The following is a 12,911-nucleotide window of genomic DNA, read 5'->3' on the forward strand; positions in this document are numbered from 1 at the left end:
CATGAAATAATCCAAGCTATCAATCCCCATCAACTCCTGTATAACTTCTGGCCGTACGTTAAGGCTGTAGTTATCGCTGTAGAAAGAAAGGCCCGTCAGAAAAATCTGGCGGGTTTTGTTTTGCCCTACAAAATCATCAGATTCGCAGAGCGAGAAGCTAAAGAGGCAATGGAATTTTTACAGTAATGGTCGTACCTTTTCCCAAGGAACTATCTATATGAATTACACTGTTATGTTGTTCGCTGATCCAACGAGCTATCGATAGTCCTAGTCCTATACCTCCCGTTTCCTTTGACCGAGACTTGTCAACTCGATAAAAGCGTTCAAAAATTTTATCTAGATCTTTTTCACTGATGCCTATCCCATTATCTTGAATCGAAATATTCATATGCCCATCGACTTTTCGCGAACTTATCGAAATGATCCCACCTGACTGTGTATATTTAATGCTATTATCAATAAAAATTCGTAACATTTGCTTAAGAAAAAAAGCATCTGCAGACACAACAGCAGACTCATTTTGCCCTAAAAGAATTTGGTGATTTGGAGCAATGAGACAGGTTTCTTGATACACTTCTTGAATCAATGGCATTATATCAATCGGCTCTTTATTCATAATTTGCTTTCCTTGGTCAGTCCTTGCCAAAAACAATAATTTCTCTATAAGTTGATTCATGTTAGAGGCTTCCGTTTTTATGGCTTCGATTCCTTCCTCTAAAACAGATGGATCTTCTTTGCCCCAGCGATCCAGCATATTGACATAGCCGCTGATAATTGTGATAGGAGTGCGTAACTCGTGGGAAGCATCAGAGACAAAGCGACGTTGTTGTTCAAAGCCATTTTGGATCTTATCTAACATAAGATTAAAAGTGCTCGCTAAATCATGTAACTCATCGCGGACTTCGCCTAGGTGAATTCGTTTGCTTAAATCGGTTACTTCAATTTCTCTAGCCGTTGAAGTTATGTCATGGATCGGACGTAGAATCTTTCGACTCATGTAAATACCAGAAGCAATGGTAATGAATAAGCCAATGATGTTCGTAATCACCAAACTATTGCCCAAATACTCTAGAAAATCAAGTTGGCCAAACATGGGCTTAATGAATTTCAAAGTATAGGTCTGATTGCCTTTCCAAGTTATCGTATGAGTGTAATAAGGCTTGCCAATTTGATTAACGAATCTATCTTTTGGTGCTTTAGGGGGGCGATCCATTTGACGACGATTCTCTTTTTTACCATCATCCATGTAAGGGTTGCTATCAAAAATGACAAAATTGGAAGAATCGTATATTCGAAGTGTTATATCTGTTGAAAGGACATTAGCACGCAACAATTGCTCATTCATCGGTTTTCCCTCTGACAAATAGACCATTACGTTATCAGCATTCACTAGAACTTCATTTTTCGCTTGCTGATAGAGCATGTAATAAAGTGTGGTCATTGTTAGAACACTGGTAATAAGAAGAATCAAAAAAAGAATACTCGTATAGAGTATGTTAATTTTTATAGATATTGGTATGGGGAGCTTTTTAATCTTTGACCACATAGCCAACACCTCTTACTGTATGAATATATTTTTGACCGAACTGTTCATCAAGCTTACTCCGCAAATACCGGACATAGACATCAACAACATTGCTGTCTCCGATATAGTCGTAACCCCAGACCTCTTGGAGAATCCGTTCGCGACTTAGTACCACTTGCTTGTTGCGGACGAGATATTCCAAGAGGTCATATTCTTTTTTGGTTAAATGAATGGTTTCTTTATATATTTGTACATGGTAGCGTTGAGGATAAAGAACTAAGTCTTTTACTCGCAGCTCCGGCTCCCTATGAAGGGAGCTTGATTTTTGTTTGCGAAGAGCCACACGGATGCGAGCCACTAACTCTTGAATGGCAAAAGGCTTGGTTAAGTAATCATCGGCACCTATGTCAAGACCTTGCACTTTTTCTTGTAAAACAAAAGACTTAGAAGTCATTTCTAATTCAATTCTAATCTGACTCTAATGGCGTTGTAATTTTAATTTGTTATCCTCACCTTAGAACCAGTACAAAAAAGGAGGGGGAACAATGCAGATGACAGAAGTGCTCCAAAAGACAAAAGATATTCTTCAAGCTCACAAAAAGAAACTCATAGGCATTGTCATCGTAATCGTCCTGTTATCAGCGGCTTCAGCTGGCTTTCAAGCCATTTTCCAAGTAAAAGGTGTAGTAACGAATGTTACTGAATCAAGAATTACAGTGGCCAATTTTTTCCGAACACAAACCATAAACCTAACGGGAGTGCCCGTCAATACGACAACCATTCAACTTGGTGATCGAGCCTTTATACAGAAAAACCTACAAGGAAATATTCTCTACGTTACGGTACGTTCATCGGAAAATCATAAAGAGAAATCTAAAGATTGGGAACGCGGCGAAAGAGGCGGTGACAAAGATCACTTCTAGGAACACTAGGTATCGCTGATGACTGTAAAAAAGAAAAACCTCCACTAAACGGAGGTTTTTCTTTTTTGAAGCAAAATGTCCGAAGCAATGACTATGTACTTTTTATCAACTGAAAAGGGGTCACCATAGTAGCGAACCATTTTTTCGTAGGTATCAGATGCTTTACCCTTCTTACGACCAAAAGCATCAAAGGGGTTATTACTACCACAATAGTTCCCATCAAAAATAAATCAAAGGTTGTTAGTGTTAACATAGGTGGTTCACCTCTCAGAGTATCGTGCTTTTTTCGATGATTCTCTAAGGCCCAAAAAGTAAAGTGCCTAAAATCATAACAGTGAGTCGCCTTTGCTATTCTGTTTTTTATGCTGTAGCTGCCGTGTTAACTGCAATGGAAAAAGAGCAGTTATTAAAAAAGCATTCTGCCGTAAGAGCAGCTTTTCATCTTAATATGGTAAAAACAATGGTAGTGCCCAAAAAATTTGGTTCATTATATGATAAATTATTTGAGGTTAGGCACAGAGCAGATTATCAACCTATGGTTGTATTAGCAAAAGAGAAATGCTGATAGTGGTTCGCTCGTTGGCGAAGCAGGGGAAGAGGTAGGGTGTAGTTCATGATTTCTGGCGGTTTTTTTCTGTGTATCACTAGGGCTAGACTTAATTCGATTGTTGAGCAAATTCAAAATAATAAGCTAATCATATAAAGGAGACCCCCTAATTTTTAGTAAGGTTTAAATGTACCTTTTAATTTGTTTTTATATTGTTCAAGTTTTGATATTTTTCTAAAAGTAACAAAAGAACAAATTGTAGCGATTATAAGCATCCACTCATGTTCTTCGCCTCTGTTGTCAATAATCTTCTTCAAGGCAAACTCTCCTTTATTATTCTCTAGCTTAATTAATATCATTGCACAGTTTAACTTCGCCAGTGAACGATATTTTGGAACAGGGAGGAAGAGGGTTAGGTCGTTGGTCGTTTAACATACTATCAATCTGTGATAACTTTGCTAATTGGCGCCTTTAGCTCTAATATCTTCATGCATTATAGGATATATGCTTCTCTTTAATACCTTCTGATTATAATCATGGTAAAAATAAAAGACACCTGAGAATAGCAACAAAAGAGAACTAATAAGAATGATACTATTCTTTCGATCCATACTAACAAACCACTCCTATTTCAATTCACTAGATCTATTGTAACATATTGGCTTCAGTACAAAGTAGCGATAGTGTATTTTTAGTTGGGCGAAAAAGGAAGGGGTTCTGGTTTTGTTACGTCTGACAAACTGCTGTAGTTAATCTGTATCAAAGAAAGAAAAGCCCGTCAGAAATGACGGGTTTTGTCGTATGTAATCAGCCATTCTCGCTGATCCAGTTTTCCATAGGATTTTGTTTTAGTGAATTACAAATTTAATCATGGTAAAATAAACATAAATCAACAATAAGGTGGGTTTTGTCCTGATGGAAGGATACGAAAAATCCGAACTTTTCAGTCTGGACCTGCACTTTCTATCGAACGCTTAGAAATAATTCATGGTGAACCTGCTAACAGCGTTTTTATATCGCCAGAACACCAGGAAGACTTTGTCTCGAAGTTAAAGCAGCGATGTCCACAGATGAAAATTGAAGGCAGTATACGGAGCTAATTTCCTTAAGATGTTCGTTCTGTTTATGGGAGGGAGGGTGTCTATTTTGAGTTCATTATTAAAACGACAGATTGCAATGGTGATTGCTGTTTTTGTCACCATAACTCTGCTTTTTACAACTTTCTTGTTCATACAAAGAGATGAAATTAAAAGTGTATGGACAGGAAATAGCGGTACTTCCTTCTATAAGATAGAACAAGTTAAGGTAGAAGAGGTAGAATACAATTGGACAGTCGGCCTATCAGTAGAAGAAGTTAGGGTAGGTATAAGAGAAAACGAAAACAACCACAACCAACTTCATCAGTTTAAAGAAGCAGTAGATGAAATTATTCAGCAAAGAGTCAGCCTGTTATTTTTAGGAATCTATACTGTTCTTTTGATTGTTATTTTGACTCTTTTATGGCGAAGTAAAGAAAGTAGTAGAGAGATTACTAAATTAAAAGCTTTTTTGATTACGGCGATCTGTTTTTTGTCTGTATTTATCGCATTGAAATATATCGAGTTGAATGAATTTATTGAACGTGCAAACTATTACTACTATCACTTGCTATAGAGTTTAGCGGGGCAACTCATGACAAACAAGAAACTTATTGCCAAACCAACTGGCTCATATTATTTTCCGATAACTGTTCTTCTGTTAGTTGTTTCAATAATCGGCTGACTGAAAATCATCGTGCTGATGGTGTTTTCCTTATAAGTGGTATTGCTGTTGAACTATCGCTTCCAGTAAGTTGCATAAAAGTTTCATCTTATTTTTTTAGTTTTTCTATTTCACTCTTTAAATATGCTATATCTTTTTTTAGTGAACCTACTTGTGAAATAGCCGCCAGAGCGAAAACAAATGCTATAGGAGCTAAAAATGCTATAGGAGTTAAAATAAACTCCATTTTACAACCTCCTTTTTATCCAAACTGCCGATCCCTATCAACTCCTGTATAACTTCTGGCCGGACATCCATCTCTAGCAGTTGAACAGCAAAGGTTTTCCGTATCGAAAATAGGCTATATAAAGGAAGGTTAGCTTTTGCCAGTAGCTGATGAAACTTTCTCGTTAGATTCCGTTGTAGAACTGCTGTCCCTTTTGACGTCGTAACACACAAAGCCTGTGCCTGTATTTACATATTGATCGCCAGCAAGTTCTTTATCGTAATTTTGATAGACCTTACATCGTTGAAATGCCTTAACTTAATAAACCTGAAGATTTAGATAAGCAAATTTTATTCTTACTCTAGAAGAAAAACGATCTTCGTTAACAGCTCGCTTTCTGGAACTTCCAGAGGTGAGTTGTAGTAAAATTCATAGACTACACCAGTGGGACTATAAGCATTTTCCATCGTCCACTTTTGCATAGCCTCATAAACAGAGGCCGAATCTTTGTATGGACCTTTATACAGATAGGATACTTGATGACTCGCTGGAATTTCACTAGCTTGGATGTCGCCTTTGCCACTAAGTTGCTTAGACACAGGAACGCCTATCTCTATATCGAGATTATCCATATCCATGTTGTAATAGGCTCCAAAGGGGATACCAGCAGGTTTTTCTCCAATTTTATGGAGATGCTGAAAAATAGTTTCATAAGCTTTGCTAAAAAGTGCTGGCAAGTCATCAACTCTTGATCTTGTACGAATTGATAGAACGGGTTGAGCAGGTTCTTGGCTTACTTCAAAATGATAACTCATAACTATCCTTCCTCCTTCGACAAAATACAAAGCCTAGACCTAACAAAAAACCAGCCCTAAAGCTGCTCGGTACAGCCAGGCTGGTATTTAGTCGATACAGATCATGTTCTTTCTTTCTCAACCATATTATACCACTGATAGGGTTCGTTTGTCTACTCATGACTATAACCATAGAGTGAAAGAACGGCTCAAATACTTTGTCGCTCCAGGACAGCACCTAGACTTTTCTTATCGTACTGTTGACGTAGGTGCAATGAAGTACGAAGAGATTCTAGAACGCAGCAACCCAAAGCTGTATGCTCTATTGCCTGTCGTGGATCGAGAATACTATCAGGACAAGCCAGAAGAACACTTAAAGAAAAGTGCCGATGTGAGGGTGTTATTAAACGCTTTTCGTCTTTTTTTTATTTTTCACCAATTAGAGCAACCACTTCCAAAGGCAACGTTGTTTAAAACCGTCGCCCTATAACTACGTCCCCATACACCAAAGTTTGTAGTTGTGATGTTTCTAAAGCTGTTTAGCATATTTGACCTCCAATTGGCTTTAACTCAAAGTGATGTGAGGGAGGTACACAGTTAGACTTCGCCAGTGAATGATATTTTGGATACTGGTAGAAAGAGAGACCCGTCAGAATAATGATATGCTCCCCTTAAGGTAGACAGATGAAATAATTAAAATCTGCTACTGAGGGGGGCATTTTTTGTCTAAAAGAGCAACAGCAGGGACAGACAATGCAACATCTTTGAGGTAAATTACGTTAATACTTCGAGAAATCATCAACTCAGGCACTTGGACAATATGTAACCGTTCTTCAATAACATCTTCTCCGACAAAAGCCACTTCCAACTGATGGTTCAGTATTTTTTCTTCGATTTCTTTGGAATTGCCGATTTCTAAAGTTACCTCAATGGCAGGAAAGTTTCGTTTAAATTGTCCAAGAATTTTAGGAAGCATATACGTTCCAGGGGTGGTGCTAGCACCTACAACCAATCTACCTTGGTTAAGGCCTTTGTAAGCTTGAAGATGATGCTCCAGTTCATCAACGACAGAGAAAACTTTTTGTGCGTATAGGAAAACTTTTTCACCAATATCGGTTAATACAATCTGCCTTCCTACTTGATGAAAAAGCTTAACCTCTAGATCTTGTTCAAAGCGTTTGATCTGAACAGAAAGGCTAGGTTGACTCACAAATAGTTCTTCAGCTGCTTTTGAAAAACTTTGGGCTTTTGCGACTGCATAAAAAATTCTCAAGTGATTTAAATTCAAGGGTGCCACAACCTATATATTTTTCTTATGGATTCAGTAAAAAAAAATATTTTTATTATAGGATATCATCGCTTAAAATAATAGCCAAATATATCTGAGAAAATGCAGTAGCAGGAGGCCCTTTTTATGAAAGTTGGAATCATTCGGTGTCAACAAACAGAAGATTTCTGTCCAGGAATAACAGATTTTGTTGTAGCCAAAAAAAACAAAGGCGTTTTTGAACAATTTTCTGAACCTATCAAGATCGTTGCTTTTAACAGTTGCGGAGGCTGTCCAGGGAAAAAAAGCGTAACCCGAGCCGAAACAATGGTAAACCGTGGTGTCGAAGCGATAGTCTTAGCATCTTGCATTACAAAAGGCAGCCCTATTGGATTCGCCTGCCCCCATAAAGAGCAAATGATTTCATCTATAAAGAAACATATTGGTGAAAAGGCTATTTTGCTAGAGTGGACTCATTAAAAATAAGAATCTCTGCTGCGACTATTTGTGGCCAACAGTTAGTAAAAAAGAAAAGCCCGAAAAAGCTGGGGAGACGGTTTATCGCCTTTGATATTGAACAGCAGTATATTGAAGCAGCGCATGAACGGTTGAGGGAGGTGGTGCAGGAATTTCTGTTGTGTAAAAAATTAAATAACGCCAACTGTCAAAATTCGACATATACTCCTTGTAACAACGTCTATAATGAGATTATCTTGACGTTTTAGGGGGAATGTCATCTTGAATAGCCTAAATTTAGTGAGGCGAGTTCCTCCATTATTTGAGACATTATTGCAGTTTTTAGCTTTTATCTTCGTTGCTTGCTTAGTCTCTTTTTTTCTAATTGCTGTAATCCAGGACTCTAATATTGTTTTTGCTCATACAGCAGTCGAACTTATTGCCATATTTTTTGCCTTGTCTGGTTTTATGATTACTTGGTTTTTATTTGATAGGGCTTCTCCTAAAATACATATGATTGGATTTGCCTTCCTTGCTGTTGCCGTATTTAATCTTAGCCATACTTTAGCAGGAATTGACTTTTTTCAACATATATCAGGAGAATACGACTTAGCAAATAGATTTCGACTCGTTGTAAGAATCGTTGAAGCAATCGTTTTACTGCTATTTTCATTAGATATAACTTTTAGATCTGACTTTATCTTCTTATCCTGATTTATTGCGTGAGCTTCCAACAGATAAAATATCTTGTTTATAACCCTATTTAAGTCTTCAACGGCAAAACTGCCTTGACCAATGTCCCAGCTCCGACAAGGAAAAACAACGCTTCACCATGCGATTGATGATGGAGAGACTTACCACCATATGAATCGATAATTTTGCCTCCACCAAAGGGATCTTTGTCAAGAACATCAACAGCATGTATGCACCACCCAAACAAATTGCAAAAAGGATTCGATGTATGTACGATTTAAGTGAATGCTAGTTCAATCAAGAGTCCATAAGTTAGACGCTATTAATCGCTCATTGTCACTCGGAGGTGAAAACGCTGAAATCAAGTCAGGTAGTTGTCATTTTAATTGTCTCTGCAACGATTCGAATCGTCAAGGCAGGTGAATTTGATCAAAGGTTTTATCGAAAGTGGTCGAAAGCGAAAAAGCAAGGATTCTGGATAACTGTTGTTCAAGAGACACTTCGTAATTTCATTATTATGATCGGTGTAGTAAGTATTGGCCAGTTTTTGGCTACTCACTTTTTCTCTGGTTTACAGTTTTTTGATAGGCATCAACCTGTAGCAAAGAAAGTGAATATCTCTTTGATTCTCAGCGAAATGACAAAGTCTGTGTTCGTGCCGTTCAAAGCCTGATGGAGCGATATAGAAAGCCCTTTGACATGGTTACGTCGTGATCTTTTACCCGATCAAAACCTCTCCTTCAATATACTTGACTCTTTTTTGTCTTTTCTCAACTTTTTGAGCCAATGCAACAGCAATCGTCAGAGGTCCAAGACGGCCAATGAACATAGTAATGCATATAAGAAGTTTGCCTATATCGCTTAATTGATCGGTTATACCCATGGATAAGCCAACGGTACCGAAAGCAGAGACCACTTCAAAAAGAATCATCAATACTTCGTTGTGACTGGCTTCTTCCGTTAAAGTTAAAGCCAACGTAACAAATAAAATAATACCCAAAGAAATCATAATAACAGCCAAAGCTCGAAGAATGGTCTCACGCGGAATACGTCGTTCTAAGAGTTGAACCTCTTTTTCCCCCTTGATAATCGAAAGCATGGATGCAACGAGAATAGCCAGTGTATTCGTTTTGATACCGCCACCTGTTGAACCGGATGAAGCACCGACAAACATAAGAAACAAAAAGAACAACTGGGTTGCAGGCATCAAGGCCCCAATATCGACTGTGTTAAAGCCTGCTGTTCTTGTCACAGCACTTTGAAAGTAAGCAGACCAGAGTTGCTCGCTCCAATGCAAGTTACCTAAGGTAGCTGGATTCAACAACTCAACAAAAAGAAAAAAGAAAAAGCCTATGACAATAAGTAAGGTGGAAGTGATGATAGCAATTTTCGAATGAAGTGCCAGATTCCGCCAATTACGCTTGTGGTACATATCTAATATAACTGTAAAGCCAAGCCCACCAAAGATAAAAAGACCAGAGATGATAAGATTCACAACAGGATCGCCAACATACTGCATTAAGCTATCAGACCACAGAGCAAAACCTGCATTATTAAAAGCAGAAATAGCATGAAAAAGACCATAGTATAGAGAAGTAGCCATCCCTAATTCCTCATACCAACGAAAAGCAAGTACAAGTGCTGCAACGGCTTCAAAAGAAAAAGCAATAATCACAATGGCCAGAGCAAGCTTAATAACGCTTTGAGTTGAGATAGCATTGGTGCTGTTTTGAATCATTAAATGTTGTTTAAGTCGGATACGTTTTCCTAGTGCTACAGCAAAAAGAACGCCAAAAGCCATAAATCCGAGACCACCGACTTGAATTAGTGCCATTAAGACAATCTGACCAAATAGAGAAAAATGGCTTCCTGTATCTACAACAATCAAACCCGTTACAGTGACAGCAGAAGTAGCAGTAAATAAAGCATCAATAAACCCCAGGCTTTGACCTGAGGCATATGATACAGGCAAATGTAATAAGACTGCTCCCAGCAAAATAATAATCCCAAAACCTAGTAACATAATCTGATAGGAAGCAAGCTTCCCACGATAGACAAGCATGCTGATAGTCCTTCTTCCTAATCTGAAGTCATTTAACCGTCATTGTTAAAACTTGATACGGATAACTTGACATCCAAGTTCCTTATATCTATGTCATGTGTGTGCATATCATAAATAATATTACTTTCTAAAATGCGAACATCATCACGATTATGAACATAAGCAAAAGGCCATAAGTTTCTATGAATTGAAGTAAAAATCCAATACATCGTATGAAAATGTTGTAATGGCTTACTAAACAGTCATTACAGGCCTCCTTTTCATAACTTAACTTCTTATTTCCTTATTCTACATAAAGGGGAAAAGTCCCTCTATGTTTATGGATTGGTGTTTAATCCTAATTACTTGTAAATACAAAACATATCCCATCACAGCTATTTGGGAGAGAAGTACCGACGTTATTCCGGTGCGTCTGTTAAATCTTTTATATCTTTAGAACCAAATATTAACAAAAAAATCAAAGCCAGCAGAGCTATGCTTTCTGACAAAGCCTGACCGGGAAAAGAGAAGTCTTTCTCTTTTTTCTTATCCTTTTGATAGGTCATGGATTAATCATCCTTTTCCATTCTTTTTTGAAAGGCCTCGAAAACTTCATCAATAGTCATATCGCCATTTTTCTTCAAAAACTCGGCCAATTTATTCGATTTTTCGTTATTATTGTTCAAGTACTTGCCGAGCAGTTCTACGGATACAACAGGCGATCCACGATAAAGCTTTACAGAGTCCACTTTGAGTTTGCCTGTTAGCAACAAAGCTGCTGTAACGATGTCAAGATTTTTGCCTAAAAATAAATCATTGGTACTGTAGTCTGTAATTTTTCGGCAGTTCTTTTCTTTGTTTCTTTGCATAATAGCCAACAGCTCCTCTCTGTATAGCTTATGCTTGGTAAAATGAAGATGTATTCTTGATTTCTGTATTAACGGACATATTGATACCATCGGTGTGGGGTACTATCAAGGAACATAGGTGCAGACCTTTACGAAAAGCGTGGGGCATTAAGCCTCACGCTTTTTTTTGCTTCTTATAATTAACCCTTTTAATAAAAGAACATATCCTAAATTGTAAATATTTACCAAAAAAGAAAGGGGGAACATTATGAAGTGGTTTCGTCAACTACCCATTGTCCGTAAAGTAAAAACGGGTCTCATTACAATAATAAGTATCATGATGATAACAGTTGCAGTAGCAGTAGCTGGACTTTTCATAGTTAACACAGAGCTAGATGAAGTTTACCATGATAGAGTAATTCCATTACAAGAAATCACAACAGCAAGACATCATTTAATGACTATGAAAGTTCTTTTACGGGAACACATTATCAGTCATGATACAGCTGAAATGGAAAGTAAATCACAAGAAATATATCAGCATTTTAACGAAATAGAAAAGGCAGTAGAGAGATATTTAGAATCCTATCTTGTCCCAGAAGAAGAAAAACTAATGAATGAGCTTATAGGAATGCTTCCTAAGTTAAAAAACTTCGAAGAAAGAGCTTTACAGATTAGTCAGCAAAAAGATATGGAACAGTTAGATATACTTATGCAAGGAGATATGAAAGTCTTAGGAACGGATTTAGATCGTCTTTTCGATTCGCTTGTACTACTGAATCAAGATATTGCAGAAGAAAAATACTTATATTCCCAGAAAATAGAGCTATTAATTTACGGCTTGCTTGCTATTCTCCTCGTTTTAGCTAGTACGGTTTCTTGGGTAGTAGGCAAGGATTTAACGGCTTCTGTTGGGAAGGTTGTAGCAAGCTTTAATGAATATGTTATTGAGATAAATAAATCTTCACAAGAACTAGAAAAAACATCAGTAGAATCAGGAAAAGGTTCAGAGCAAATTGCACTTACTATACAAGAACTAGCAAGAGGTTCATTGGAACAGTCTAAGGACACAGAAAAATCAACAGTCTTATTAGAACAACTAGCTCAAGTATTAAAAGATGTCGCAAATAGAACAAGCTCCGTTTCATCAGCTTCCGTGGAAGCTATGAACTTAACAAAGTCTGGTATAGAGCAGTTGCATAAGGTGTCTGCAGAAATCATTGTTATAGAAAATGCTGTTAGTCATAACAAAAAAGCAGCATCTCAGCTATCGGCCAAGTCAGCAGAGATAGGAAAAATCGTTAATTCCATTTCAACCATTGCCGATCAGACCAACTTATTAGCTCTCAATGCGGCAATCGAAGCGGCTAGAGCCGGTGAAGCTGGAAAAGGTTTTGCTGTCGTAGCAGATGAAGTAAGAAAATTAGCAGGGCAAGCAGGAACAGCAGCTGTCGATATATCCAATATTGTTCATACTGTACAAGAAGAGATTGGTTATATCGTACAGGAAATTGAAAAAGCCGCTCTTGTTGTATCAGATGAAGCGAAGATGATAAAAGAGGTTGAAGAACAATTTGAAGTTATATCTACTTCAGTACAGTCTGTTATTGACGATATTCAAGAGGTCTCGGCGGCAACAGAAGAAATGATGGCAAGCTCAGAAGAAGTAGTTAAGTCGGCACAAAATATATCAGCTGTCAGTGAAGAGATTTCTGCAAGCATAGAAGAAGTATCAGCCACAACAGAAGAACAATCTGCAGGAGCAGAACAAGTAGCTGAAAATGCTAGAAAACTTATGGAAATCGCAGAAAGATTAAAAACAATGGTCGAGAGATTGTGACTTAGAAAGGG

General features: G+C 37.6%; 17 protein-coding genes and 1 pseudogene. 9 read left to right on the forward strand and 9 right to left on the reverse strand.

Annotated features, from left to right (window positions below):
- Positions 1-157: 157 nt before the first annotated feature.
- A complete protein-coding gene (locus tag F9B85_RS11970) occupies positions 158-1,546 on the reverse strand; it encodes a sensor histidine kinase (protein ID WP_151621250.1) in 1,389 nt (462 codons plus the stop codon).
- A pseudogene (locus tag F9B85_RS11975) lies at positions 1,530-1,952 on the reverse strand (response regulator transcription factor); the annotation flags it as partial. The gene F9B85_RS11970 and the pseudogene F9B85_RS11975, both read right to left, overlap by 17 nt.
- Before the next feature lie 118 nt (positions 1,953-2,070).
- Between F9B85_RS11975 and F9B85_RS11980 the strand changes: the two are divergent.
- Entirely contained in the window at positions 2,071-2,448 is a 378-nt protein-coding gene (locus tag F9B85_RS11980) for a hypothetical protein (protein ID WP_151621254.1), read from the forward strand.
- A gap of 316 nt (positions 2,449-2,764) precedes the next feature.
- Entirely contained in the window at positions 2,765-3,013 is a 249-nt protein-coding gene (locus tag F9B85_RS11985; RefSeq protein ID WP_151621256.1) for a HEPN domain-containing protein, read from the forward strand.
- A gap of 155 nt (positions 3,014-3,168) precedes the next feature.
- Here F9B85_RS11985 and F9B85_RS14460 read toward each other — a convergent pair whose 3' ends face one another.
- Complete coding sequence (locus F9B85_RS14460; RefSeq protein WP_170270493.1) at positions 3,169-3,312, reverse strand: hypothetical protein; 144 nt, start codon at positions 3,310-3,312, stop codon at positions 3,169-3,171.
- Positions 3,313-3,927: 615 nt separating this feature from the next.
- Here F9B85_RS14460 and F9B85_RS15060 point away from each other — a divergent pair.
- Positions 3,928-4,095, forward strand: coding sequence for a PH domain-containing protein (locus F9B85_RS15060; RefSeq protein ID WP_423245057.1), 168 nt, complete (start codon positions 3,928-3,930; stop codon positions 4,093-4,095).
- A gap of 46 nt (positions 4,096-4,141) precedes the next feature.
- Entirely contained in the window at positions 4,142-4,648 is a 507-nt protein-coding gene (locus tag F9B85_RS11995; RefSeq protein ID WP_151621258.1) for a hypothetical protein, read from the forward strand.
- Positions 4,649-4,844: 196 nt separating this feature from the next.
- On the opposite strand, the gene F9B85_RS14465 is transcribed toward F9B85_RS11995, so the two are convergent.
- Both F9B85_RS14465 and F9B85_RS12000 read right to left on the reverse strand, forming a co-directional pair.
- On the reverse strand, positions 4,845-4,982 hold the full coding sequence (locus F9B85_RS14465) for a hypothetical protein (protein ID WP_170270495.1): 138 nt from the start codon (positions 4,980-4,982) through the stop codon (positions 4,845-4,847).
- A 335-nt stretch (positions 4,983-5,317) separates the two neighbouring features.
- On the reverse strand, positions 5,318-5,776 hold the full coding sequence (locus F9B85_RS12000; protein ID WP_151621260.1) for a GyrI-like domain-containing protein: 459 nt from the start codon (positions 5,774-5,776) through the stop codon (positions 5,318-5,320).
- A gap of 148 nt (positions 5,777-5,924) precedes the next feature.
- On the opposite strand from F9B85_RS12000, the gene F9B85_RS12005 reads away from it, so the two are divergent.
- The gene (locus F9B85_RS12005; RefSeq protein WP_151621262.1) at positions 5,925-6,245 is read left to right on the forward strand and encodes a hypothetical protein; all 321 of its coding nucleotides are present in this window, start codon (positions 5,925-5,927) and stop codon (positions 6,243-6,245) included.
- A 213-nt stretch (positions 6,246-6,458) separates the two neighbouring features.
- Here the strand turns inward: F9B85_RS12005 and F9B85_RS12010 are convergent, their stop codons facing one another.
- Complete coding sequence (locus tag F9B85_RS12010; RefSeq protein WP_151621264.1) at positions 6,459-7,052, reverse strand: LysR family transcriptional regulator; 594 nt, start codon at positions 7,050-7,052, stop codon at positions 6,459-6,461.
- Between the two features lie 117 nt (positions 7,053-7,169).
- Here F9B85_RS12010 and F9B85_RS12015 point away from each other — a divergent pair, with 117 nt between their 5' ends.
- The 3 genes from F9B85_RS12015 to F9B85_RS12030 all read left to right on the forward strand — a co-directional run bounded on the left by F9B85_RS12015 (position 7,170) and on the right by F9B85_RS12030 (position 8,844).
- On the forward strand, positions 7,170-7,502 hold the full coding sequence (locus tag F9B85_RS12015) for a CGGC domain-containing protein (protein ID WP_151621266.1): 333 nt from the start codon (positions 7,170-7,172) through the stop codon (positions 7,500-7,502).
- Between the two features lie 258 nt (positions 7,503-7,760).
- On the forward strand, positions 7,761-8,192 hold the full coding sequence (locus tag F9B85_RS12020) for an MASE3 domain-containing protein (protein WP_170270498.1): 432 nt from the start codon (positions 7,761-7,763) through the stop codon (positions 8,190-8,192).
- A 325-nt stretch (positions 8,193-8,517) separates the two neighbouring features.
- Positions 8,518-8,844: a hypothetical protein gene (locus tag F9B85_RS12030; RefSeq protein ID WP_151621269.1), complete on the forward strand. Its 327-nt coding sequence runs from the start codon at positions 8,518-8,520 to the stop codon at positions 8,842-8,844.
- A gap of 45 nt (positions 8,845-8,889) precedes the next feature.
- On the opposite strand, the gene F9B85_RS12035 is transcribed toward F9B85_RS12030, so the two are convergent.
- From F9B85_RS12035 to F9B85_RS12040, 3 genes are all read right to left on the reverse strand, one after another.
- Positions 8,890-10,233 carry a TrkH family potassium uptake protein gene (locus F9B85_RS12035; protein ID WP_151621271.1) on the reverse strand — a complete coding sequence of 448 codons (1,344 nt, stop codon included), beginning with the start codon at positions 10,231-10,233 and terminating at the stop codon, positions 8,890-8,892.
- A gap of 398 nt (positions 10,234-10,631) precedes the next feature.
- Positions 10,632-10,778, reverse strand: coding sequence for a hypothetical protein (locus tag F9B85_RS14470; RefSeq protein WP_170270499.1), 147 nt, complete (start codon positions 10,776-10,778; stop codon positions 10,632-10,634).
- Between the two features lie 3 nt (positions 10,779-10,781).
- Positions 10,782-11,081, reverse strand: coding sequence for a hypothetical protein (locus F9B85_RS12040; protein ID WP_151621273.1), 300 nt, complete (start codon positions 11,079-11,081; stop codon positions 10,782-10,784).
- Positions 11,082-11,328: 247 nt separating this feature from the next.
- Between F9B85_RS12040 and F9B85_RS12045 the strand changes: the two genes are divergently transcribed.
- A complete protein-coding gene (locus F9B85_RS12045) occupies positions 11,329-12,900 on the forward strand; it encodes a methyl-accepting chemotaxis protein (RefSeq protein WP_151621275.1) in 1,572 nt (523 codons plus the stop codon).
- Positions 12,901-12,911 lie beyond the last annotated feature (11 nt).

The sequence above is a fragment of the Heliorestis acidaminivorans genome (genome assembly GCF_008933955.1).
Classification (GTDB): Bacteria; Bacillota; Desulfitobacteriia; order Heliobacteriales; family Heliobacteriaceae; genus Heliorestis; species Heliorestis acidaminivorans.

Bases quoted from the DNA above. Each gene is read 5' to 3' on its own strand.
- F9B85_RS14465 (WP_170270495.1), bottom strand. From the start codon at position 4,982: ATGGAGTTTATTTTAACTCCTATAGCATTTTTAGCTCCTATAGCATTT.
- F9B85_RS12035 (WP_151621271.1), bottom strand. From the start codon at position 10,233: ATGCTTGTCTATCGTGGGAAGCTTGCTTCCTATCAGATTATGTTACTA.
- F9B85_RS12045 (WP_151621275.1), top strand. From the start codon at position 11,329: ATGAAGTGGTTTCGTCAACTACCCATTGTCCGTAAAGTAAAAACGGGT.
- F9B85_RS12040 (WP_151621273.1), bottom strand. From the start codon at position 11,081: ATGCAAAGAAACAAAGAAAAGAACTGCCGAAAAATTACAGACTACAGT.
- F9B85_RS14470 (WP_170270499.1), bottom strand. From the start codon at position 10,778: ATGACCTATCAAAAGGATAAGAAAAAAGAGAAAGACTTCTCTTTTCCC.
- F9B85_RS11980 (WP_151621254.1), top strand. From the start codon at position 2,071: ATGCAGATGACAGAAGTGCTCCAAAAGACAAAAGATATTCTTCAAGCT.
- F9B85_RS12015 (WP_151621266.1), top strand. From the start codon at position 7,170: ATGAAAGTTGGAATCATTCGGTGTCAACAAACAGAAGATTTCTGTCCA.
- F9B85_RS12000 (WP_151621260.1), bottom strand. From the start codon at position 5,776: ATGAGTTATCATTTTGAAGTAAGCCAAGAACCTGCTCAACCCGTTCTA.
- F9B85_RS11970 (WP_151621250.1), bottom strand. From the start codon at position 1,546: ATGTGGTCAAAGATTAAAAAGCTCCCCATACCAATATCTATAAAAATT.